Annotated in this window: 18 protein-coding genes; 4 read left to right on the top strand and 14 right to left on the bottom strand. The window is 63.2% G+C overall.

Features of this window, described 5'->3' with window-relative positions:
• Positions 1 to 3: 3 nt before the first annotated feature.
• The 10 genes from NIM87_RS05660 to NIM87_RS05615 form a co-directional block, all read right to left on the bottom strand.
• Positions 4 to 393, bottom strand: coding sequence for a hypothetical protein (locus NIM87_RS05660; protein WP_254673665.1), 390 nt, complete (start codon positions 391 to 393; stop codon positions 4 to 6).
• Between the two features lie 135 nt (positions 394 to 528).
• A complete protein-coding gene (locus tag NIM87_RS05655; protein ID WP_254673664.1) occupies positions 529 to 1,722 on the bottom strand; it encodes a class I SAM-dependent RNA methyltransferase in 1,194 nt (397 codons plus the stop codon).
• Between the two features lie 86 nt (positions 1,723 to 1,808).
• Positions 1,809 to 2,375, bottom strand: coding sequence for a NifU family protein (locus NIM87_RS05650; protein ID WP_254673663.1), 567 nt, complete (start codon positions 2,373 to 2,375; stop codon positions 1,809 to 1,811).
• Between the two features lie 221 nt (positions 2,376 to 2,596).
• A complete protein-coding gene (locus NIM87_RS05645) occupies positions 2,597 to 3,070 on the bottom strand; it encodes a universal stress protein (RefSeq protein ID WP_254673662.1) in 474 nt (157 codons plus the stop codon).
• A 17-nt stretch (positions 3,071 to 3,087) separates the two neighbouring features.
• Positions 3,088 to 4,119: a tryptophan--tRNA ligase gene (gene trpS / locus NIM87_RS05640; RefSeq protein WP_254673661.1), complete on the bottom strand. Its 1,032-nt coding sequence runs from the start codon at positions 4,117 to 4,119 to the stop codon at positions 3,088 to 3,090.
• 71 nt (positions 4,120 to 4,190) lie between these two features.
• Complete coding sequence (murJ, locus tag NIM87_RS05635; RefSeq protein WP_254673660.1) at positions 4,191 to 5,750, bottom strand: murein biosynthesis integral membrane protein MurJ; 1,560 nt, start codon at positions 5,748 to 5,750, stop codon at positions 4,191 to 4,193.
• 174 nt (positions 5,751 to 5,924) lie between these two features.
• Positions 5,925 to 8,723: a [protein-PII] uridylyltransferase gene (locus NIM87_RS05630; protein ID WP_254673659.1), complete on the bottom strand. Its 2,799-nt coding sequence runs from the start codon at positions 8,721 to 8,723 to the stop codon at positions 5,925 to 5,927.
• Complete coding sequence (gene mutS / locus NIM87_RS05625) at positions 8,704 to 11,418, bottom strand: DNA mismatch repair protein MutS (protein ID WP_254673658.1); 2,715 nt, start codon at positions 11,416 to 11,418, stop codon at positions 8,704 to 8,706. The genes NIM87_RS05630 and mutS overlap by 20 nt, the downstream gene beginning before the upstream one ends.
• A 108-nt stretch (positions 11,419 to 11,526) precedes the next feature.
• On the bottom strand, positions 11,527 to 12,342 hold the full coding sequence (locus NIM87_RS05620; RefSeq protein WP_254673657.1) for a DUF2189 domain-containing protein: 816 nt from the start codon (positions 12,340 to 12,342) through the stop codon (positions 11,527 to 11,529).
• A 143-nt stretch (positions 12,343 to 12,485) separates the two neighbouring features.
• A complete protein-coding gene (locus tag NIM87_RS05615; protein ID WP_254673656.1) occupies positions 12,486 to 14,126 on the bottom strand; it encodes a glycoside hydrolase family 43 protein in 1,641 nt (546 codons plus the stop codon).
• Between the two features lie 164 nt (positions 14,127 to 14,290).
• On the opposite strand from NIM87_RS05615, the gene NIM87_RS05610 reads away from it, so the two are divergent.
• A complete protein-coding gene (locus NIM87_RS05610) occupies positions 14,291 to 15,367 on the top strand; it encodes a PAS domain-containing protein (protein ID WP_254673655.1) in 1,077 nt (358 codons plus the stop codon).
• Positions 15,368 to 15,408: 41 nt separating this feature from the next.
• On the opposite strand, the gene xylA is transcribed toward NIM87_RS05610, so the two are convergent.
• The 3 genes from xylA to NIM87_RS05595 all read right to left on the bottom strand — a co-directional run bounded on the left by xylA (position 15,409) and on the right by NIM87_RS05595 (position 19,309).
• Positions 15,409 to 16,716 (bottom strand): xylose isomerase, encoded by a 1,308-nt coding sequence (xylA, locus tag NIM87_RS05605; RefSeq protein ID WP_254673654.1) that lies wholly within the window; start codon positions 16,714 to 16,716, stop codon positions 15,409 to 15,411.
• Positions 16,713 to 18,176, bottom strand: coding sequence for a xylulokinase (gene xylB / locus NIM87_RS05600; protein ID WP_254673653.1), 1,464 nt, complete (start codon positions 18,174 to 18,176; stop codon positions 16,713 to 16,715). Before xylB ends, xylA begins: the two co-directional genes overlap by 4 nt.
• A gap of 89 nt (positions 18,177 to 18,265) precedes the next feature.
• A complete protein-coding gene (locus tag NIM87_RS05595) occupies positions 18,266 to 19,309 on the bottom strand; it encodes a LacI family DNA-binding transcriptional regulator (protein WP_254673652.1) in 1,044 nt (347 codons plus the stop codon).
• A gap of 135 nt (positions 19,310 to 19,444) precedes the next feature.
• On the opposite strand from NIM87_RS05595, the gene NIM87_RS05590 reads away from it, so the two are divergent.
• The 3 genes from NIM87_RS05590 to NIM87_RS05580 all read left to right on the top strand — a co-directional run bounded on the left by NIM87_RS05590 (position 19,445) and on the right by NIM87_RS05580 (position 22,502).
• Positions 19,445 to 20,455 (top strand): aldose epimerase family protein, encoded by a 1,011-nt coding sequence (locus NIM87_RS05590; RefSeq protein ID WP_254673651.1) that lies wholly within the window; start codon positions 19,445 to 19,447, stop codon positions 20,453 to 20,455.
• Positions 20,456 to 20,606: 151 nt separating this feature from the next.
• The gene (locus NIM87_RS05585; RefSeq protein WP_254673650.1) at positions 20,607 to 21,722 is read left to right on the top strand and encodes an epoxide hydrolase family protein; all 1,116 of its coding nucleotides are present in this window, start codon (positions 20,607 to 20,609) and stop codon (positions 21,720 to 21,722) included.
• A gap of 72 nt (positions 21,723 to 21,794) precedes the next feature.
• Positions 21,795 to 22,502, top strand: coding sequence for a helix-turn-helix transcriptional regulator (locus NIM87_RS05580; protein WP_254673649.1), 708 nt, complete (start codon positions 21,795 to 21,797; stop codon positions 22,500 to 22,502).
• Positions 22,503 to 22,595: 93 nt separating this feature from the next.
• Here the strand turns inward: NIM87_RS05580 and NIM87_RS05575 are convergent, their stop codons facing one another.
• The gene (locus NIM87_RS05575; protein WP_254673648.1) at positions 22,596 to 24,005 is read right to left on the bottom strand and encodes a helix-turn-helix domain-containing protein; all 1,410 of its coding nucleotides are present in this window, start codon (positions 24,003 to 24,005) and stop codon (positions 22,596 to 22,598) included.
• Between the last annotated feature and the right edge of the window lie 25 nt (positions 24,006 to 24,030).

Genomic DNA, 24,030 nt, shown 5'->3' with positions numbered 1-24,030 from the left:
AGATCAGCTGTCTTTGTAAAAAGTGATGGTCTGGCACAGGATGCCAAGCTGGCAGCCGGTGATGTTGATGGCGTTTTCAGCCACCAGCGTCACCTTGGCACCGGCACTGGTGCCACCATAGTTGATCGTGCCTTCCCACTTTCCTGGGGCAGTCTGCTCGGCGACAACAACCTGCTGGTTCACGAATTCCAGGTTCTCAGGCGTGCGCGAGGCCCCCTGGATATCGTTGAGCGTGCCACACAGGTCTGTACCATCGCCGCAAAGCTTGAAGGAAAAGCTGGTGCCTTCCGCATCCACCCAGGTCCCGTTGATATCGGCGGCATTGGCCATGGCGGGCATTGCCAAAGTGCCCAAAAGGGCGGCGGCGGCAAAAATTGTTCTGGTCTTGGTCATAGTCAATCTCCGTCACGTGATCGCGCCCCCTCAGCTCGCGACCACTTCAAGTGTCAAAATTTGTTGATGCCGTCTTTAACGCGTAAAATGCGGCAGAGTTGCGGGACAACGTCCCTTTTTAAAATGTTCGCGGCGTCAGCGCCGGAACGTCGCCGCCAGCTCGACATGAGTCGAGAAAGCGAACTGATCCACCGCTATTAGATCACTCAAGATGAACCCGGCCTGAACGAGCAGAGCCGCATCGCGGGCAAAGCTTTTTGGATCGCATGCCACCATGACCACATGGCGCACCTTGGAGAGTGCGATTTCCTTGATCTGGGCTTCGGCACCGGCCCGGGGCGGGTCCAGCACCACAGTTTCAAAGGTCAATTCAAAGCGGGTGAGCGGGTCGCGGAAGAGGTCTCGCGCCTTGCCGGTGACGGCCTTCAACCCCTTGGTGTGGCGCACCGCCTTGTCCAGCGCCAAGATACCGGCCTTGTCGCTGTCGGCGGCATAGACCGGTGCATTTTCAGCCAACCGCAGCGAAAAAGGCCCGATGCCGCAAAAGAGGTCCGCGACAGATTTCGCCTTGCCCACTGCGCCCACCACATAGTCGGCGAGCACGGCTTCGGCCTCGCCGGTGGCCTGCAGGAAGCTGCCGATGGGCAGGTCGACTTCGGAACGTCCCATGGTCACGCTGGGCTGCTGGCGAAGCAGGATCATCTCGCGCTCAAGTGCCAGCCGGGCCAGGCCCAGACTATTGGCCAGCGGCACCAGCTTTTCGGCACGCGTGCCCTTGGGCGCCTTGCGGATGCCCACGTCCAGCCCGGCATTGGTGGCAGTAAAGCTGATGTCGCATTCCCCGATTGCGGCGCCCAGCGCCCGGGCAACATCGGGGGCACGTTGCAGCGCCGGTACGAGGATCGGGCAGGCATCAAGGTCAAGCAGGTCATGGCTCTTGAGCCGCATATAGCCGGCCGCATCCTTGCGGGCGTGAAGGGTCGCCCGACGCCGGCCGGCGCCATGGGCGGTGACAAAGCGCTCGACCTTGGCATCAATCCCGACGAGGCGGAGCGGCGTTTCCACAAGGCCGGTCTTGAAGGCCGCATAGCCCGGCGCATCCAGGTGCTGCAATTGGCACCCGCCACAGGTGCCAAAATGCGGGCAAAAGGGTTTTGCGCGGTTGGGTGCCGCGTTCAGCACCTGGTGAACCGTGCCGCGTTCCCCGTCCACCTCCATCACCACCGTTTCACCGGGCAGGGCAAAGGGCACGAAGACCTTGCGGCCATCGATCAGGGCGACACCCTCGCCCTTGTGGCCGAGGCTTTCAATGGTGGCGGTGACGGTCATTCCGAGGGTCCTGATAGACGAAAGCCCGATGAACTGTTCATCGGGCTTCCGGCTTGCTGCTGAACTGTTGTGGCTTCAGGCTGGATTTAGACCTGCTGAACCGCTTCCACGCCCGGCACGAAGTGGCGAAGCAGGTTCTCGATGCCGTTCTTGAGGGTCGCGGTCGAGGACGGGCAGCCCGAGCAGGCGCCCTGCATGTGCAGGAACACGGTGCCTTCCTTGAAACCCTTGAAGATGATGTCGCCGCCATCCATGGCCACGGCCGGACGCACGCGGGTGGCCAGCAGTTCCTTGATGACTTCGACCATTTCCTTGTCGTCCTCGTCGAAGAATTCTTCGCCGCCATCATCCTCGGCAACCGGGGTGCCGCCTTCGGCGATGACCGGCTTGCCGGAGAGGAAATGATCCATGATCACGCCCAGAATGGCCGGCTTGATATGGGCCCAATTGGTGTCGTCCTTGGTGACCGAGATAAAGTCTGAACCCAGGAACACGCCGGAAACACCGGAAATGGCGAATAGGCCCATGGCCAGCGGCGAGGCCGCAGCCGCGTCGGGAGAGCGGAAATCGCGCGGTTCACCGACCAGCACTTCGCGGCCCGGCAGGAACTTCAGGGTTGCCGGATTGGGCGTGGCTTCAGTCTGGATGAACATGGGATGTCCCTGCGCGTCAGTGCAATTAGAATGTTTCTAAAATAGACTTTTGTGGTCAGGATGCAATAGGTGATTGCGCATCGGGCTCATGCGCGGCCGCTCTCGGCATTCGCGCACCACCAATGGCCTGTTTCGACGCTCAGACGCGTCACCACAGGTCCATGGCCTGCTTCACTCAAATCATCCCACCGGCATGATTTGCCCGTGCTGCGCACGGTCGTTCAGCAGATCGCGATCACTTCGTCGTCGCTCATGCGGCCGGGGACGATGGTCAGGGGGATCGGGAGCACATTGGCCCGAGCGGCAAAATGGGTCACCAGCGGACCGGGGCCATCCGGGGACTTGGAGGCCGCTAGCACCAGAATGGCAATGTCGTGGTCCTTGTCGATGACGCGCTCGATCTGTTCGGGACCATTGCCCTCGCGGATCACCGATTCGGCGCGCACATCGCCAATTTCCCTGATCCGGGCCATGCGCCGGTCAAGATTGCGCTCCGCTTCCTCGACAGCCTCGGCCCGCAACACGTCCTCAACCCCCAGGCCGATGAATTCGGGCTGCGGGATGACCGTCATCATGACCACGGTGCCGCCTGTGCGCTTGACGCGCCAGGCCGCAAAGGTCAGGGCCCTTTCACATTCCTCGGTCTCGTCGATGACCACGAGGAACTTGCGCTTGTATTCGACCTGCGAAACCAAAGGCGCCTCCGTAACTGCTAGCGGACAAAGCCGACGATATTGCGTACATCGGCCATGATGGGCTGGGCAATGGCCCGCGCGCGCGCGGCGCCGTCCCGCAGAATGCGGTCCATCTCGCCCCGATCAGCCACCAGGCGGGCCATTTCATCGGCGATGGGCGCAAGGACAGACACCGCCAGATCGGCCAGCGCCGGCTTGAAGACGCCCCAACCCTGGCCGCCGAATTCGCCAAGCACCGCTTCGGCCGTGCGGTTGGAGAGTGCTGCATATATGCCCACGAGGTTTTCGGCCTCAGGGCGGTCAGCCAGTCCCGCAACTTCGCTGGGCAGAGCGGCGGGGTCGGTGGTGGCCCGCTTGATCTTTTTGGCGATGAGATCGGCGCCGTCCATCATATAGATGGTGGCGAGGTCCGAGGCTTCGGACTTGCTCATCTTCTTGGTGCCGTCCTTGAGCGATTTGACACGCATGGCCGGCCCGGTCGCCAGGGTTTCGGTGATGGGGAAGAACTCGTCCTTGAAGCCGGCCGATTTGATCTGCTTTTTGAAGTCGTGATTGAACTTTTTGGCGATGTCGCGGGTCAGCTCGAGATGCTGGCGCTGGTCCTCGCCCACCGGCACCGCTGTCGCCTTGTAGAGCAGGATGTCGGCCGCCATCAGCGAGGGATAGGCAAACAAGCCCAGCGAGACGTTCTCGCTGTTCTCGCCGGCCTTGTCCTTGAACTGGGTCATGCGCGCCATCCAGCCCATCCGGGCGACGCAGTTGAACACCCAGCTGAGCTCGGCGTGTTCCATCACCTGGCTCTGATTGAAGATGATCGAGCGGGTCGGATCGACACCGGCAGCGATATAGGCGGCGGCAATTTCATAGGTCCAGCGCCGCAGGTCTTCGGGGTCCTGCCAGACGGTAATGGCGTGCATGTCGACCACGCAATAGATGGTCTCATGCGTCTCCTGCAGGGGGACGAAGCGGCGGATGGCGCCGAGGTAATTGCCCAGATGCAGATCGCCGGAAGGCTTGATGCCCGAAAAAACGCGGGGGGTGAATGCCATGAGTCAGATTGCCAGTGGATGCTCGAGAAGGAAGGCCCGTTCTATACGGGAGCGGACGCATTGGGAACCGCTTACCGGCGGCGCAAGCGGCGCAGCAGCTGCCCCAGGCGCTGGGTGCCGGTGATATGGGCCAGGGTGAAATAGGAAACGAACCCAAAGAGCACCAGAGCCGCCAGAACCCCGGCCTGCCGCCAGAGCGGCACGCCGCTGGCCAGATGGGCCGCGCCCTGGTCGGCCAGCAGCCAGAGCGCGACACCCATGCTCGCGCTGATCAGGACGATGGCAAGCTGCCCGCGCCATTGCTGCGCGGTGAGCGCAAAATGCCGGCGCAGGGCAAGGGTGCCGGCCAGCAGCACCACATTGAGCCAGGATGATGCTGCCGTAGCAATCGCAATGCCGACATGGACAAGGCTCGGGAACAGCCAGAGCGAAATGGCGATATTGGCGGCGACGCTGATGCCGGCGAAAATTGTCGGCGTCAGCGTGTCCTCGCGGGCGAAGAACCCCGGCTGCAGCACGCGGATGAGCACATAGGCCGGCAGGCCGGCGGAAAAGGCAATCAGCGCCTCGGCGGTCTGCTGTGTCGCCAGCGCATCGAAGGCGCCGCGCTCGAACAATACCCGCACAATGGGTTCGGCCAGCGCCATCAGCGCGACTGCCGCCGGCATGGTGAGCAGCATGGCGACGAACAGCGCCTGGTCCTGGCTTTGCCGGGCCTCGGCCGCACGTCCCCCCTTAAGATGCCGGGACAATTCGGGCAGCAGCACCGTGCCAATGGCAATGCCGATGATCCCGAGCGGCAGCTGATAGAGCCTGTCGGCATAGGAGAGCACCGCAATGGCATTGGCTGCGCCCGAGGCGATGATGGTGCCCACGAAGATATTGATCTGGGTGATGCCTCCGGCGAGGATGGCCGGCACCGCCAGCACCCAGAAACGGCGCACTTCCGCATCCAGCCGCGGCAGGCGAAAAGCCGGGCGGAAGCCGCTGCGCTCAATCGCCGCCCAGACCAGCACCAATTGCGCCACGCCGCCCCCCATGGTCGCCAGCGCCACCCAGATGGTCGCCTCCTCTGGCGACTTGAGCCAGAACGTCGCCAGGGGAATCAGCATGGCGATATTGACGAGATTGAGCAGCACCGGCGCAAAGGCCGCTGCAAAGAACCGTCCCAGCGTATTCAGAATGGCGCCATAGGCGGCCATCAGTGACATGCAGGCGAGATAGGGGAACATGATCCGCGTCAGCAGCACGGTCAGCTCAAACTTTTCCGCGTCACCGACGAAGCCGGGCACAAAAGCCAGCATGATCTGGGGCATGAAGATTTCGGCCAGGATCGTGGTGATCACCAGCATGACCACGAGCCAGCTCATGATGCGGGCCGCAAGCAGTTTCGCCCCCTCTTCGCCCTCCCGTTCCAGCGCGCCGGAGAACATGGGCACGAATGCAGTATTGAAGGCGCCTTCGGCAAAGAGGCGCCGGAAGAGGTTGGGAAAGCGGAAGGCAGCGAAGAAGGCGTCCGCCGCCGGTCCCGTGCCCAGCACCGCCGCCATCAAGGCATCGCGCACGAACCCGGCAATGCGGCTCAAGAGGGTCAGCGAGCCGACAGAGACAAAATTGCGGAAGAGGCTCATGAACGGCCACGGCCACGATCAAAGCCCCTCCCCCTTGAGGGGAGGGGTTGGGGTGGGGGTGTCGTGATCGCCTCATGCTCGGTAAGCGCGGAGGCGCCGACACGCCCACCCTCGTTCCCTCCCCTCAGGGGGGAGGGAGGCAAAGGAACCGGACCACCGGGGCCGGCGCAGCCCTCACCCATTGACCACCTTCTTATCCTCGACCGGCCGCTTGAACACGTTCATCAGCGCGTCGTGGATTTTCTTCTGTCGCGCTTTGACATGGATTTTCTGGGCCGTCAGGTCGGTGACATAGAAAACGTCGACGGCCTTTTCGCCATAGGTGCCAATGTGGGCCGAACCGATGGTGAGGCTGAGATCGGAAATCTCGCGGGTCAGCGCATAAAGAAGCCCGATCCGGTCGAGGCCGGACACTTCGATGACCGTGAATTTTTCCGAAATGGCGTTGCTGACCGAAACCTGCGCGGGGAGGGTAAAGGGCCGGAGGCGCTTGTTGTGGCGCGATTCCTTGCCCAGGTCGATCATCACCTGGCGCTTGCCCTGCAGCAATTGCTTGACCGTATCGATGATGCGCGTGGCGCGGACCTTTTCGTCCTCATCCGAGGTAAACGAGCGCTTCAAACGGAACGTATCGATGGCGCGGCCATCGCGGGTCGAAAAAATCTGCGCCCCGATGATCGAGGCGTCCTGCATGGTGCAGGCGCCGGCGATCAGCGAGAGCAGGCGCGGGTGGTCGGGCGTGTAAAAGCTCACCTCGGTAATGCCCTCGAACGCCTTGACCCGGATCGAGCCGGCAAAAGGCTGATCGGCAATGTCAGCAGTGCGGATCATCCGGGCGTGTTCGAGCTGCAATTCCGGCTCGGCGCGCAGCCAATAGTGGTCATAGTGGCGAGCCGTATAGGCTTCGACATCGGCCGGCGGCCAACCCGATAGCGCTTCGGTCAGCGCCTTGCGTGCCGAATTGACCCGGTCGGACTGGCTGACCTGACTGTGTCCGCCCGACAGCAATGGCTCGGTAGCAAAATAGAGCGCGCGCAACAGCGAGCCCTTCCAGCCGGTCCAGGTGCCCGGTCCCACGGCGCGGATATCGCAGGCGGTGAGGATCATCAAGAGGGCCAGGCGTTGCGGCGATTGCACCACATCGGCAAAGGCCTTGGCGGTCTCGGGGTCCTGGATATCGCGGGCCTGGGCGATCTCGCTCATCAACAGGTGGTATTCGATCAGCCAGGAGACAGTGTCGGTCTCGGCCTCGTTGAGCCCGAAGCGCGGACAGAGTTTTTTGGCGATGCGGGCGCCGGCAATGGAATGATCCTCGGGGCGGCCCTTGGCAATGTCATGAAGGAACAGCGCCACATAGAGCAGTCTTGTGTCGTTGAGCTGGGGCAGCAGCTCGTGAGTCAGCGGCAATTCATTGCGCAGCCCGCCATTGGCGATCTCGGCCATGACGCCGACCGAGCGGATCAGGTGCTCGTCCACGGTATAGTGGTGATACATGTTGAACTGCATCAGGGCGACGATCTTGCCGAAGTCGGGCACGAACTTGCCCAGCACGCCGCTTTCGTTCATCTGCCGCAGGATGCGCTCGACATAATTGGCATTGGTCAGGATGGTCAGGAAATGCGCATTGGCCCTGGGATCGTTGCGCAGTTTGTTGTCGATCAGCCTGAGGCTGTCGCGAATATGCTTGATGGCATCGGGGTGGAACAGCAGTTCCTCGCGGCCCGCCACCATGAAGGCACGGATGATATTGACCGGGTCTTTTTCAAAGACGTCCGGCGTAGCGATATTGAGCCGGCCGGTATCGACCACGAAAGCGGTTTCGCCCTTGATCTTTGACTTGCCCGAGCGGAACGGGGCGAGCACCCGCCCCACCAGGTCCATGTCCTTGGCGTGGTGGAATTCGAGCGATGCGCAGATAATGCGGGTAAGGTCGCCAACGTCCTTGGCGACGAGGAAATAGCGCTTCATGAAGCGCTCGACCCCGAGCATGCCAAGCCGCTCGGCATAGCCCATGCGGCGGGCCAGTTCGGGCTGCATGTCGAACGTCAGTTTTTCATCAGCGCGGCCGGTGACGAAGTGCAAATGGCAGCGCACTGACCACAGGAAGTCCTCGGCGCGGGAGAACAGGCGGTATTCGGCCCCGGTCAACACCTGCTTGCCGACCAGTTCATGGCTGGTCTTGACCTGATAGAAATATTTCCCGATCCAGAACAGCGTGTTGAGGTCGCGCAGCCCGCCCTTGCCGTCCTTGATATTGGGCTCGACCACATAGCGGGTATTGCCCATCTGCTTGTGGCGCTCGTCGCGTTCGGCCATCTTGGCGGCAATGAATTCGGGCCCGGTGCGCGGCATGATCTCGTCTTCGAAGCGCTGTACCAATTGCTGGTAGAGCGCCTTGTCGCCGGTGAGAAAGCGCGCTTCGAGCGTTGCCGTGCGCACCGTCATGTCGGCGCGGGCCATGCGGATACATTCATCCACCGAGCGCACTGCGTGGCCGACCTTCTGCCCCAGGTCCCAGAGCATATAGAGAATGTATTCGGTGACCTGCTCGCCCCAGGGGGTCTGCTTGTAGGGCAGGATGAACAGCAGATCGATGTCCGACCCCGGCGCCAGCGTGCCGCGTCCATAGCCGCCAACGGCGGAGAGCGCGATGGCCTCGGCGCCCGATGGATTATCAACCGGATAGACCCGCGTGGTCGCGAAGCGATGCACGGCGGTGATGATTTCGTCTTGGGCGGCGCTCAGGTTCTGGGCGCAGCGGGTGCCTTTGTTATTGGCCAGAAGTTCAGCTTCGGCGCTGGCCCGGGCCTCGCTCAGCGTCTGCCGGCAATGGGCCAGGATCGCTGCACGGGCCGTGGGGGCGCGGGCGGGTTCATCGCCGAGCAGGGCGTCGAACTCAGCCACCAGAACATCGGCCGTCTTCAGCGCGAACTGTGCCTTTTTGGGCTTGGCCTCAGCTTCGGCGAGCGTCATCGCGGAGTTTCTTCAAGTTGTACAGCGCCTCAATGGCTTGCCGCGGGGTCATTTCGTCGGGGCGAACGGCATCAATCGCTTCGTGAATGGGGTCCTTGCCCTTGGGGGCCGGCGCTGGCTGATGGGCAAAGAGCGGCAGATCGTCTAGCACGCTGGCTTTCTGGCTGGAAGAGGCGGAGCCGGAGGAGCGCTGTTCGAGCACGTCCAGAACCTGTTTGGCGCGGGCGATGACCGGCGCGGGCAGGCCCGCAAGGCGCGCCACCTGGATGCCATAGGAGCGATCGGCAGCGCCTGGCCCCACCTCATGAAGGAAAACGACCTCGCCCTCCCATTCGCGCACCTTCATGGTGACATTGGCCACGCGCGACAGCGTCTTGGCAAGGCTGGTCAGCTCATGGAAATGAGTGGCGAACAGCGCCCGGCAGCCCGTGGTTTCATGCAGCGCCTCAACCGCCGCCCAGGCGATGGACAGGCCATCGAAGGTCGCCGTGCCCCGGCCGATCTCGTCCAGAACAACGAGGCTCCGCCGCGTTGCGCGATTGAGGATGGCCGCCGTTTCCACCATTTCGACCATGAAGGTCGAGCGGCCATGGGCAATGTCGTCGCTGGCGCCAACGCGGGAAAACAGCCGGTCAACGACGCCGATATGGGCACGGTCGGCGGGCACGTAGCAGCCCATCTGGGCAAGGATGGCAATCAGCGCATTCTGCCGCAGGAAGGTGGATTTACCACCCATATTGGGGCCGGTGACCAGCCAGAGTGAACCGCCACCGACCTGTTCGCTGCCCGAAAGATCGGCGTCATTGGCGACAAAGCTCTGGCCTTCGGCCTTGACCATCAATTCCACCACCGGATGACGCCCGCCCGAAATGGCGAAAGCAAGGCTGTCATCGACGATGGGACGGCAATAGCCGCGCAGGGCTGACACTTCGGCGAGAGCGGCGGTCACATCGAGCTCGGCCAAGGCATCGGCGAGGCCCTGCAACTGCAGCGTCTCTGCCAACACCATCTGGCGCAGCCGCGCAAAAATCCTGAGTTCAATGTCGAGCGCCGCATCCTGCGCCCGGGCGATGCGGCCTTCGAGTTCAGCCAGTTCGGTCGTGGTGAACCGCATGGCATTGGCCATGGTCTGGCGATGGATGAACGTCTCGCGATGCGGGGCTTCGAGCAGTTTCTGGCCGTGATTGGCCGGCACTTCGACGAAGAAGCCGAGCACGCCATTGTGCTTGATCTTGAGGGAGCGCACATCGGTCTCGTCCATCAGCCGGGCCTGCAAAGCAGCGACCACAGCGCGGGTTTCGCGCCCCAGCGCCCGTTCCTCGTCGAGCACCCCGTCATAGGCGGGCCGCACGAAGCCGCCATCGCGCGCCAGAAGTGGCAATTCGTCGTCGAGCGCCAGGCCCATTTCGCTGGCGAGGGTCCGCGGTGCAGCGCCCAGTGTCTTGGCCAGGTCTGCCAGAACCGGCGGCAGCTCGGGCTGGTTGCCCAGATGCGTCGCCAGTGCAAGTGCCGCGCCCACGGCCTTGCCAATCGCGGCCAGGTCGCGTGGGCCGCCGCGTTCCAGCGCCAGCCGCGACAGGGCCCGGGCGAGGTCAGGCACGGATTTGAGGTCCTGCCGAAGCCTGCCGCGCAACAGCGTGTCATCGACCAGCCGCGCCACCGCATCGAGCCGTTCATTGATCGCATCGGCCCGGCGCAGCGGCGCCGCCAACCGGCTGGCCAGGAGGCGCGCGCCGGAAGCGGTGACCGTCAGGTCAATGGAGTGGCGCAGCGATCCCTTGGTCTGACCGCGCTGGGTCTGGAGGATTTCAAGGCTTGAGCGCGTCGCCGCATCAATGGCCATGGTGGTTTCGGCGGGATTGGCCTGGGGCGGCCGCAGCGGCGCGGTCCGGCCCTTCTGGCTGTCCCCGATATAGGCCACCAGCGCACCCAGCGCCGCGCGACCGGCGCGACTGAGCGCGCTTGGGTCGAAAAGATCGGCCGGGAAGGCTGAGCGCAATACCGGCATAGCTGCTTCGCTATCGGCCAGCGCCGGGGCGATGTTAGTGGCAATGCCGGCCCAGGCGGGGGCAAAGAGGTGCCGTTCGACGAGCGCCGCACGGGTGGCGTCGGCCAGCAGCAATTCGGCGGGCGCAACGCGGGCCATTTCATCGGCCAGGGTCTCTGCCGTAAGGTCGGCGACAAAAGTCTCGCCGGTCGAAATATCGGCCCAGGCCAGCGCGAAATCCACGTCGCCGTGCCGAACCATGGCCAGCGCCGCCAGATAATTGGAGGCGCGCGCGTCAAGGTGATCATCCTCGGTCAGCGTGCCCGGGGTGACGAGACGCACCACGTCGCGCTTCACGACCGATTTGGAACCACGCTTCTTGGCCTCGGCGGGGTCTTCCATCTGTTCGCAGATGGCCACCCGATGGCCCAGCCGGATCAGCTTGTTGAGATAGTCATTGGCCGCGTGGATGGGCACGCCGCACATGCCGATATCTTCACCCAAATGCTTGCCGCGCTTGGTCAGCACAATGCCCAGCGCGGCGCTGGCGATCTCGGCGTCCTCAAAGAACAGCTCGTAGAAATCGCCCATGCGATAGAACAGCAGATAGCCGGGATTGACCGCCTTGATCTCGAAATACTGCGCCATCATGGGCGTCAGCGCCGCAGATGCGGCACCGGCGGGGGCCTCGAAGGTGGATTGGTCCATGGGGCGCTAAGCGGTCAGGGCTCGAAGGTGAACCCGGACCTTAGGCGGTTCGCGCGTAAAATCCAACCGCCCGGGCGCAATCTTTGCCCCGCTTCTTGCGCTTCACCTTCAGGCGTTGCGAATGAGCGAGGCCGGCTCCACCAGCTTGCGATAAAGGTGCCAGGTGGCGTGGCCGAATATGGGCAGCACCACCGCCAGGCCGACGAAGAGCGGCAGCGAAGCGAGGAAGATGCCGGCGCCGACAATGACGCCCCAGACGAACAGCGGCACCCGGTTATAGAGCACCGCCCGGACCGATGTTTCGACGGCCACATAGGCGCCCACGTCACGGTCGAGCAGCAGCGGGAAGGCGATGACGCTGGTGCAAAGCACGACGAGCGCGAAGATAGCGCCGAGGCCGGTGCCGACCGCAAGCAGTGTCATGCCGCCCGGATCGTTGGTCACCTGGGTAAAAAGCGCCATCAGCGTGCGCGGTGGCGAAGGGCCGAAAAGGCTCTCGTAGAGCGCCTGCGCACTGGTCAGCCACAATGTGAACAGCACGAACAGCATGGTGCCGACCGCAAGGATACTGCCCATGGCCGGGGAGCGCAGCACGTTCACGGCATCGCGCCAACCCGGATCTTCTCCCATTTCCCGCCGCCGCGAGATCTCATAGAGCGGCAGCGCCGCAACCGGCCCGATGAGCGCGAAGCCGCCGACCAGCGGATAGAGCAGGGTCCAGGAATGCCAGCCGTTCATCCACACGGTCAGGACAATGCCGATCACAGGATAGATCAGCATCAGCAGCACGTAGTGGCTTGGCTTGGCCCAGAAATCGGCGGCGCCCTGCCGCAAGACCGTGCCAAGATCAGCCAGGGTGATCTGCCGGATTACGGGCATATCCAGCTTGTCGCCGGGGCCGGACATGATGTGCATTTGGGTCATGCTCAACTCTCCTCCGTTGGCTCGGAGGCCGCAGCGGGGTGCGAGAGCGCTGACCGGCGCGAGACGCATGGGCTGCGACCGCTGATGGATTGGAGAGTACGCCCGGCACCGGGGGTTGTCGCCCCCGATGCCGGAAAATGTGATCAGCCCTGCTTGGGGCCGGTGACGAGACCTTCGATCTCATAGCGATCCGAAGCATCGTGCTGCGGGCGATAGGTGAAATAGTCGAAAGTGGCCGGGCTCGCCGTGCCGTTGAGGTCATGGGCGGCCACGCCGACAAAGGCGCCGGTGAAGCTGCCATGAGCCTGGTGCCCGCCACATTCATCCGAAAGGATCGAGGCATCCAGAACCGGTCCGATGGGCTGCAGATCCTGACCTTCGAGCGCATAGAAGAATTGCAGCGCCTTGCCGCGAATGGTCAGGGCAAGCTTCACCTTGCCCTCATTGGGGATCTGCACCGGATCGGCCGGGAAGCGCAGATTGCCATCGGGCCAGGAGATTTCCGAGCTCATCAGCAACAGTTCGCGCTGCCCGTCGGCATGGGCCGTCACCGCCAGATAGAAGAAATTGTAGCGGCTGTAATAGGCCGTCAGCCCAGCCATGGTGCGCTCGTCGGTGGCCTTGAAGTCCACCACGGTCTCGGCATCATAGGAGAAATGCTGCTGACGGCGCGCCACCAGCGCCTGCTCGAACCAGGAGCCGATACTTTCGCGCCCGAACAGGGTCAGCTTGCCCCCTTCAGTCGAGAAAATGCGTTCGGTTTCAGGCGTGCGCAGCCATTGGAAATCGATGGGCATCCCGTTTTCGAACGTATAGCGCTGCTCGGCCCAGTACTTGGCTTCATCGCGCGTGCCGGGCACGTCGACATGCAGCGATGGCACCGGCCCGTCCTTGACATGGAGCCAGTCGTCCTCGCCCCAATAGGCTTCCTGGATCGCGGTTTCGCGACCCAGCACGCAGCGGCGCTCCTGGGTGGTCGGGCGACCGGTCAGATGCACCAGATAGGTCTTGCCATCAGGGGTTTCGACAATGTCGCCATGGCCCGAACGCTGCAGGGCCGCCAGCGGCGCATCCTTGCTGGTGAGGATATGCTGGTCGGGGTGGGTTTCGTAGGGTCCATCGATATTGCGCGACCGGGCGAAGGTACAGGCGTGGTCATAAGCGGTGCCACCTTCTGCCGTGAGCAGATAGTACCAGCCGTTCCGCTTGTAGAGATGCGGCCCCTCGACCAGCTTGAGGTCGGTGCCCTTGTAGATATTCTTGATCGGCCCGACCAGTTTTTCGGCAACCGGGTCGAATTCCTGCAGCACGATGCCGGCAAATAGCAGCGGCCGCCGACGGTGGTCCCAGGTCATGTTGACGAACCACTTCTTGCCGTCGTCGTCGTGGAAAAGGCTCGGATCAAAGCCCGATGAATTGGTGTAGATCGGATCGGACCAGGGGCCTTCGATCTTGTCGGCCCAGACGATGTAATTGTGCGCGTCCTTGAACGAGCCGTCCTTGCGCTTGACGTCGGTATAGACCAGCCAGAATTTTTCCCCGTCATGGGTGAGGCAGGGCGCCCAGACGCCGCAGCTGTCGGGGTCGCCGCGCATGTCGAGCTGGGTCTTGCGATTGAGCGGACGTGTGATCAGCTCCCAATTGGCCAGATCCTTGGAGTGATGAATCTGCACGCCGGGAAACCACTCGAAGGTCGAGGTGGCGATGTAATAGTCATCGCCGACGCGCAAAATCGAAGGGTCCGGGTTGAAGCCGGGGAGGATGGGATTGGTCAATTGGGGCATGAAAATCTCCTGCCATGGCACAAAAACGTGGCCAGTTGCGTTGTGAAGGGTTGAAAGGGGCAGAACCCCGGTAGGAGCTGGGCGGGCCAGACGGACCGGACGCCCATAAAAGCGTTAGCAACCGCCGGCCGGTGGGCCATGCGGTCAAAGATGGAACCGTTGCCGTGGACCTTCACATTCGAGAACTGAGCTACTGGAAGAACGTCAAATCCAAGATGCGGCTGCAGCCCTTCGTGCATGCGGTCGAATCGAGCGCCGTGCCCATCGCCATTGCTGATCCGTTCGAGCCGGACTGCCCGCTGGTGTTCGTCAACGACGCGTTCCTGCAGCTGACCGGATATGGCGAGGACGAAGTGCTGGGCCGCAATTGCCGGTTCCTGCAAGGCCCCGATACGCGCCCGGAAGACCGCCAGATTCTCAAGCAGGCGATCAAGAACCGCGAGACCATCAGCCATGAGATTTTGAACTACAAGAAGGACGGGACCGCCTTCTGGAACGAGCTTCACATGGCCCCGATGCTCGATGATTCGGGGGAATTGCTCTATTTCATCGCCACCCAGGTCGATATCACCGAGCGGGTGAACCGGCAGACGGGGTTGCAACAGGCGCTCGACGAGCGCACCGAGGCGCTGCGCGATCAGGCCGAGCGGACCCATCTCATGGCCAAGGAGATGACGCATAGGGTGCGCAATTCCCTGGCGCTGATCCAGGCCATGCTGCGCATGCAGCTTTCCAGCCTTTCCGACGACACGGCGCGCAATGCCCTGGTCGGGGCGCTCAGCCGCATCCAGGCCATTGTCGAGATTCAGCGCATCATCGAACATGCAGATCTCAATGCCCGGATCGATATCGGCCAGATCGTGGGCTCGATCTGCGAAAAACTCGATCACATCAACCGGGCCCATGTGGTGGCGTCCACCGACAAGATCGAAATCAGCGAGGATCTCGTCACGCCCGTGGCGCTGATCATCTCCGAGCTTGTCACCAATGCGCAAAAACATGCCTATGGACCTGAAGATGGCGGGATCATCGCCGTCACCGCGCGGCGGCGGCAGGGTGGAATCGAATTGTGCGTCCGGGATGACGGGCGCGGCGTTCCCGAGGGCTTTGACCCCATGACCGTCAAGGGCTTCGGCATGCGCATGCTGGTGCAGGAAATTGCGCATCTGGGCGCCACGCTCACGGTTGAGCGGCTCGAACAAGGCACTTGTTTTACCGTCGTCATTCCGCATGCGGAATAGAGCCGCTGGCCCCTCGCGGGAGGGGCCAGGGCAAGTTGCGGTCAAACGAACCGGTTGACCAGGTTTTCCAGATATTCCTGCCGGCCGGAGCGCGGCTGGGGGTTGATGCCTTCGGCATGCACCCAGTCGGAAATCTCGGCCAGGGTGCGCTGGCCCTTGAGCATGGCGGCCGCGCCCGGCTGCTCCCAACCGGCGTAGCGCTCGTCCAGCATTTTGTCGAATTCGCCGTCCTCGATCAGCGCCACGGCGCCCTTGAGGCCACGGGCCAGGGTATCGAGACCCAGGATGTGGCCGTGCAGCAGGTCGGCCGGGTCAAGCGACTGGCGACGCACCTTGGCGTCGAAGTTGAAACCGCCCTGGCCAAGGCCACCCTGCTTGAGGATGTAGTAGAAGGCCAGCGCCATTTCCCCGGCATTGTTGGGGAAGTGATCGGTGTCCCAGCCCGACTGCAGGTCGTTGCGGTTGGCGTCGACGGAGCCGAGCATGCCCAGCGAGGAGGCGACGGCCAATTCGTGCTCGAAGGAGTGACCAGCAAGGAAGGCGTGGCCAACCTCGATATTGCACTTCACCTTCTTTTCGAGGCCGTATTTCTGCAAGAAGCCGTACACGGTGGCGACGTCGAAGTCGTACTGGTGCTTGCTCGGCTCCTGCGGCTTGGGTTCGATCAGGATCTGGCCCTTGAAGCCGATCTTTTCGGCGTGCTCGATCACGAGGTGCAGGAAGCGGGCCATCTGGTCCTGCTCCTGGCCGATCTTGGTATTCAAGAGAGTTTCATAGCCTTCGCGGCCGCCCCAGAGCACATAATTCTCGCCGCCCAGTTCATTGGTCAGCTCGAGCACGGCCTTCACCTGGCCGGCGGCATAGGCAAAGACTTCCGGATCGGGATTGGTGGCCGCGCCAGCCATGTAGCGGCGATTGGAGAACAGATTGGCCGTGCCCCAGAGCAGTTTCTTGCCGCTCTTTTGCATGTTCTGGGCGATCAGATCGCCGATCACGCGCAGGTTCTTGTTGCTCTCGGCCAGCGTCGCGCCTTCGGGGGCAACGTCGACATCATGGAAGGCAAAGAAGGGCACGTCGATCAGATTGAAGAATTCAAACGCCACTTCGGTCTTGAGCTTGGCGCCCTCAAGTCCCTTGTCGAACCAGGGGCGATCAAAGGTACGGCCGCCAAACGGGTCGCCGCCTTCCTGGGCGAAGGTGTGCCAATAGGCAATCGCAGGGCGGATATGGTCTTCCATCCGCTTACCGGCGACGATCTCGTCCTTGTTATAGTGGCGATAGGCCAGCGGATTTTTGGATTCCGGGCCTTCATACTTGACCTGGTTCAGGCCCTTGAAAAAATCGGTCACGAACGTGCCTCCTCGATGGCAGGGTAGAGCGCGCGATAACGCGCATATTGATCGGTATAGGCGGCCGACAATTTGCTGTCGGGCGCGATGGTGGTCAGTATGGGCGGCATGGACATGACATCCATGGGATTGGCCCCGGTGGCGGCACACAGGCCGAGCCGGGCTGCGCCCAGGGCGCCGCCGAAATCGCCGTCCTCGGGCAGGGCGATTTCCATGTCGAGATTGGTCGCCAGCATTTTGAGCCAGAGGGCTGACTTGCTGCCTCCGCCCACGGCCAGGAGCCGGCTGATGCCGGTGCCGGCGTCGGCCAATACACGCTGGCAATCGCGCATGGCGAAGGTCACGCCTTCCATCACCGCCTGGGCCAGCTGGGCCGTGTCGGTGGATTGGGAGAGGCCGATGAAAGCGCCGCGGGCATTGGCATTATTGTGTGGCGTGCGCTCACCCGAGAGATAGGGCAGGAAGATGGCCTCGCCCGGCCCCTTGAATTGGGCTTCGGCCTCACCGGACAGTTCGGCCTGCTTTTTGCCCGAAATGCGCGAGAGCCAGTTGAGGCTGTCGGTGGCCGAGAGGATGACGCCCATCTGGTGCCAGGTATCGGGAATGGCGTGGCAAAAGGCGTGGACGGCGCCCTCGGTATTGGGGCTGAATTTCTCGTTGGAAACGAACAGCACGCCCGAGGTGCCCAGCGACACGAAACCCTCGCCTGGACGGATAGCACCAATGCCACAGGCGGCGGCGGCATTGTCACCAGCGCCGCCGGCAACCACGACTGTGCCGGACATTCCCCAGCGGGCTGCCAGGTCGGGCTTCAATTGCGCCGAAACCGCCGAGCCCTCGACAAGGCGCGGCATGTGATCGCGCGTCAGCCCGGTGACGCCCAGCAATTGATCAGACCAGTCGCGCTTGGCGACGTCGAGCCAGAGCGTGCCGGCGGCATCGGACATGTCCTCGACATGTTCGCCGGTCAGCAGCAGCCGCACATAGGCCTTGGGCAGCAGCACCTTGCGGATGCGGGCGTAGATGTCCGGCTCATGCTTGCGCACCCAGGCGATCTTGGGCGCGGTGAAGCCGGGCATGGCAATATTGCCGGCCAGCGCGCGCAGCTGGGGGAGCTGCGCTTCCATCTCCGCGCATTCTGCCGCCGAGCGCCCGTCGTTCCACAGGATGCAGGGGCGCAGCACGTCGTCATTCTCGCCCAGGAGCGTCGCGCCATGCATATGGCCCGAAAGCCCGATGCCGCTGACTGCCGCCAGGGCCTTGGGATGGCTCTGCTTGAGCTTGTCGATGGCTCCCAGCGTGGCCGTCCACCAGTCGGTGGGGTTCTGCTCGGACCAGCCGGGATGCGGACGCACCGGCTCGACCGCCGGGGCCGAGGCTTCGCCCAGCGCCTTGCCGGCCTCGTCGATCAGCAGCGCCTTGACGCCGGACGTGCCAATATCAATGCCGAGAAAAGTCATGAGGCACGTACCTCATGCGCGACAAGCCTAAACATACAAACGTCCTCCCGCCCGTTTTGGGCCACCCCGATTTGATGATCGGCGTCTCTTTAGCGCAGATTGTCGCGCAGGAAAATCCCAATTTCAATGGGGTCAGTGGCCGCAGTCCGGGAGGCGTCGAGCGCCAATGCCCTGGCGGCGGCAATGGCCTCGCGAATTTCACCGTCGGGGTTCTGATCCAGCACCACGTCGATGGCGCCCGAGCGCAGTCCGGCCCGCGTGGTCGGTGTCAGCTCATGGGCGATGACGCGCAAATCGCCGCTGCGGCCCGAGGCCTCGAGCGCCGCCACCAGCCCGGCATTACCGGCACCCAGATTGTAGAGGCCGCCCAGGTCGGCATGATCGGCCAGCAGCCGGGCGATGATCGCGGCCGTCTCGGTGCGCTCGTCATGCCCTTCGAGCGGGCCGATGATCTCGATGGCGCCAAATTCGGCCCCCAGCGCCGCGCGGAACCCCTCCAGCCGCTCGGCATGGTCGCGCAGGTGCAGCGAACCGGCCACCACCGCCACCTTGCCGCCCTGCGGCAGGAAGCGGCCCATCAGCGAGGCCGCCGTGCGCCCGGCGGCCCCATTGTCGATCCCGATGAAATTGCGGCGCGCCGAGCCGGGCAGGTCGGACACCAGGGTCATGACGGCCACTCCACGCCGATGCGCCGCATCGATGGCGGCCAGCACTTCGGGTTCATCACTGGAGACGATGACGGCACAATCGCAGCTGTGCGCGTCGAGCTGGTTGAGGCCGCTGACCAGCCCCGCGGCATCCAGCGCCTTGACCCGGCGCATGCTCAGATGGATGCGGTCGGCCAGCGCCAAAGGCGAGCGTCTTTGCACCGCCTCGGCCAGGCTATCCATGAATTCATTGGTGCCATCGGGGATGAAGAACACCACATTGAGGTCGCGGGCGCGGGCCATCAGCGAGGCGTTGAGATCGCGCGAGAAGCCCAGCTGGGCAATGGCTTGCTCAACCTTTTCTGCCGTGACGGCGCGCACGCCGGGGCGCCCGTTGAGCACGCGGTCGACCGTTGCCAGTGACACGCCCGCAGCGCGGGCCACGTCGTGCACGGTCGCCCTTCGCTTGACTATCTCTTCGTTCAAACCCATCCCCTCGTCGCACGCATCCCGTGCTCTGCCACGATTGGCGGCGCCAGCGCAAAGGTCAAGTGCAGCGTTGCAGGGCAGGGTCAATTAGCGATACAGCTCCGCGCGCAACCAGGGACGGGGGAATCGAAATTGGCAATCACGGTCTCAACATTCGGCGAACACAGCGGCCAGCGCGTCGACCAGTTCCGCCTCACCAGCGATACCGGCGTCAGCGTCGATATCATCGGCTATGGCGTGGTGGTGCGCGACTGGAAGGTCCCTGTTGGTGGCGGCGAACGCAGCGTCGTCCTCGGCTTTGATCAATTCGACGCCTATCCTGCCCACAGCCCGCATTTCGGGTCGCTGGCCGGGCGCGTTGCCAATCGCATCAAGTCTGCCAGCTTTGAACTGGATGGTGTCACCTACAAGCTGCCCGCAAATGCGGGCGACCTGCAATTGCATGGCGGCGCAGAAGGGCTTGGGCGTCAGGTCTGGGCCGGCCAGGCGGACAGCGCCAATAATGCGGTGCGGTTCACCCATTTCTCGCCCGACGGCGCCATGGGCTATCCGGGCAATGTCAATTTCGCCGCGACCTATACGCTCAACGGCAATCGCCTGCGCCTGGAATTGGCCGCCACCACCGACCGCGCCACCCCGATCAGTCTGGTGCAGCACCAGTATTTCAACCTTGGCACCAGCAACACGGTGCTCGACCACATGGTGCAGGTCAATTCCAGCGCCTATACCGAACTGGGCGCTGACCTGGCGCCCACCGGTGCCATCCTGCCCTCAGCCGGCACGATCTACGATCTGCGCCAGCCCCGCACCATGCGCGACGCCAACGGTGCGCCGGTCGACTATGACATTGGCATGGTCCTCGACACCGGCCGCAAACTCGCCGACCCCATTGCATCGGTCGTTTCGCCCGACAGGGATCTGACGCTGAAACTCTGGAGTGATCGCCCCGGCGTACAGGTCTATAATGGCGTCTGGACCGATGTGCCGGTCCCCGGGCTTGGCGGCAGGACCTATGGCAAGCATTCCGGCTTCTGCCTCGAAGACCAGAGCCTGGCAGATGCGGTGCATAATCCGCATTTCCCAAATGTCATCCACTCGCCCGACCGGCCCTACAGCCATTGGTGCGAGATCGAGATCGGCTAAGCGCCGACGGCGACTGGCGGCGGTTCTCGGCCGCATTCAGCCTCTTGGATGGGCGGCACACCGTCCTGCCAGTTCCTGTCAGCAGCGGTGCTGACGCCAGGTGTCAGCGCGCCCCAGCATGGTCTCTCCAGCACAAACTGGAGAGACAGACATGCCGGTGCCGTTCACCATTGCCGTTCCCGATACTGACCTTGCCGATCTCAAGGCCCGCCTCCTGGCCACGCGCTTCGCGCCCACGCTGGACGAGGCTGGCTGGGACTATGGGGTGGAAGACGACTTCCTGCGCCGCTTCATCGACTTTTGGGCCAATCAGTACGACTGGCGTGCCAGCGAGGCGGCTCTCAACGGCTTTGCGCAATTCATCGAGACCATCGAAGGTGAGGCGGTGCATTTTGTCCATGTCCGTGGGCAGGGGCAAACCAATATCCCGCTGCTGCTGACCAATGGATGGCCCTCCAACTTTGTCGAATTGCTGCCGCTGATACCCCTGCTGACCACGCCACGGAACGGCATTGCCTTTGACATCATCATCCCCTCAATGCCGGGCTACGGCTTTTCCGGCCAACCGCGCCAACGGGGCATGAACATGACCCGGATCGCGCCCCTTTGGGCCGAGTTGATGACCCGGCTGGGCTATGACCGGTTCATGGTTTCCGGGTCGGACCTGGGTTCCGGCGTCGAGATGGCGCTGGTGCGGAATTTTCCGCAGCGCCTGATTGGCGCGCATTACATCAATGTCTTTTCCGGTTACCCCCGCACCGATGACGCCAGCCCGGCCGAGAAAGCCTATTTCGGCGCCACCGATCTCAGGGCGCATCTGGAGGGGGCCTATGTGATGGTTCAGGGTACCAAGCCGGCGACGCTGGCCGTGGGGCTCAATGATTCACCGGCCGGCCTCGCTGCCTGGATCCTCGAAAAATACCACTTCGCCGCGGGCCATGACGGTGTCCTTGAGGACACGATCCCCTTCCAGACACTGGCCACCATCATCTCGGTCTATTGGTTCACCCAGACCATTGGCTCGTCCATGCGGCTCTACAAGGAAGCCTTTGCCGACCCCGAACTGCTCCAGGCCAGCGCCCATGATGTGCCCCATGGCGTTCTGGTGCCGCCGCGCGACAATCCGGCACCACGCGCCTGGGGGGACCGGCATGTGCGCAATATCGTGCGCTGGACCGAACTGGATGCCGGCGGGCACTTTCCGGCCCTTGAGGGTCCAGAGGCCATGGCCGATGACATCCATGCCTTTTACAACCAGATTGCCTGAGCGCACCGGGAGCGGCATGGACCGCTCCCGGCGAATCTGGCACCCCAATGCCCTCGGGCAGGAGACGATGGCATGGACAAGACCGAACGCCTGTTTGCGATCATGGACGCGCTCAGGCGGCATCGCCGGCCGATCACTGCGGCTGCCCTGGCCGAAGAGCAGAATGTCTCGGTGCGCACGCTCTACCGCGACATCCAGACCCTTATCGGCCTGGGCGCGCCCATCGATGGCGAGGCCGGGGTGGGCTATATGCTAAAGCCCGGATTTTTCCTGCCGCCACTGATGTTTACGCCCGAGGAGCTGGAGGCACTGGTGTTGGGCGCGCGCTGGGTGGAAACCCAGCCTGACGACGGCTTGAGTGCCGCTGCCCGCAATGCCCTGGCCAAGATCGCCACGGCCTCACCCGAGGACCTGCGCGACCGCATCAGCGATACCGCGCTCTGGCCGGTGGCGCTCTGGGGCCAGCGCAAGCCGATCCCGGTGCTGGGCGACATTCGCCTCGCCATGCGCCAGGAGAAGGCCGTCAATATTGACTATGAAGACGAGCAGGGACGGGCCACCAGCCGCACCATCTGGCCGGTGGGCCTGGCGTTTTACGAGGGCAAGCAGACCATTTCAGCCTGGTGCCTGCTGCGTCAGGATTTCCGCAATTTCCGCACCGACCGCATCGTTCGGCTGACCATTACAGAGGAACGCTATGGCAAGCGCCGCGCCACGCTCGAGCGGGAATGGCGCGCCAGCTGGGAACGCGACCATCGCACCCTTGAGAGCGAAGGTTAGGGCATTTCACCGGCTCGTCGACACGCCGAATGACTCTTACTCTTTGTTTGTCGCACTCCAAAACCGCAAACACTTTTGCTGGCAATGCTTTAACTAACTCATTCGCGCGTAGAGGCTTTCGGGCCGCATGCTGTCGTCGATGCGGAACCGGTGATCGGCCGGTGGATGTGCCCTTTGCCCGCATTCCAGGCGCGGACAAATGCGGCACCCGACCCCGATGGGCACCACCTGCTGCTCGCTCGAAAGGTCGATGCCGTCCGAATAGATCAGTTCCCTGGCGTGGTGGATGGCGCAGCCCAGCCCCACCGAGAGATAGCGCCTTGGCGCATTGTAGCGATAATCGCCCTTGGTGATGGTGCGTGCGATGCAGAAGAATTTCTGCCCGTCGGGCATCTGGCTGACCTGCACATTGATGCGCTCGGGGGCGAGAAAGGCCGCATAGATATTCCAGCGCGGGCAGGCGCCGGAGTGGCGCGGAATATGGATGCCCGAAAGCGAAAAGCGCTTGGAGATATTGCCCGCAATGTCTGTCCGAACCAGGTGCAGCGGAATGCCCGAAGCACCCTTGCGCTGCAGCGTCGTCATGCGGTGGCAAACCTGCTCGAAGCTGGCGCCGAAACGCCGCCCCAGCCGCTCGATATCGTAGCGATAGTCGCGGCACGCCTTGAGAAACGGCGCATAGGGCATGATTAGCGCTGCGGCGAAATAGGCCGAGAGCACATTGCGCGCCAGGGCCGGCGCGTCGCCCTCAGGCAGATCAGAATTGTCGATGATCTGGGCCATTTCCGTATCTGCCGCCAACTGCCCGATCTGCTGGGCCAAGAGAAAACTGGCGCTTTCGGCGGGCAGGAGATCGGAAATCAGCAGATGGCGTCGCGCCGGATCGAGCTGGCGGGCAATGCCATGGGGCAGGGAGGCCAGGCGCACTTCGAGCCCGAAGACATTGAAGAGATAGGTGCGGATGGCCGCCTCGAACCCGTCGCCGGAATTGTCGATATCTGCCCGCACCCGCTCGGCGGCGTCTTCGAGAGCCGGAAAATGGTTGGAACTGGCCTGGAGGAAATCGGAAATGGCGTCGGTCGCGAGGTGAAACGGTTCGGCTTCGCCCTCGCTTCTGGGTGCGGGAGCCCCTGCGGCGGCCAGCCGATATCGATCGTAGAGCTTGAGCACCGCCCGCGCCGCAGCCGGGTTGGCCGTGGCCAGATCGCGGATTTCGAGATTGGTCAGGTCGCTATCGGCAAAGATGTCGTCGCCAAAGGCTTCCATCAGGTCGCCCACGAGCCGTCCCTCGTCGCCATCGACCAGTTCCCCCGGCTCGACCCCGAAATAGCCGGCAATCGAAAACAATAGCGGCACCGTCACCTTGCGCCGATTGTGCTCGATCAAGTTGAGATAGCTGGCCGAAATGCCCAGCGACTGGGCGAGATCGGCCTGGTTGAGATGGCGTTGACGCCGCAGCCGCTTGATGCGCCCGCCGATCTGGCTTTCGGCTGCCTCGACCATGGTTTCCTCCTCTTCAGCTTTACAG

Origin of the sequence: Devosia ureilytica (assembly GCF_024273195.1) — a bacterium.
GTDB classification, from domain to species: Bacteria; Pseudomonadota; Alphaproteobacteria; order Rhizobiales; family Devosiaceae; genus Devosia; species Devosia ureilytica.
This window is presented reverse-complemented; position numbering and strand designations above follow the sequence as displayed.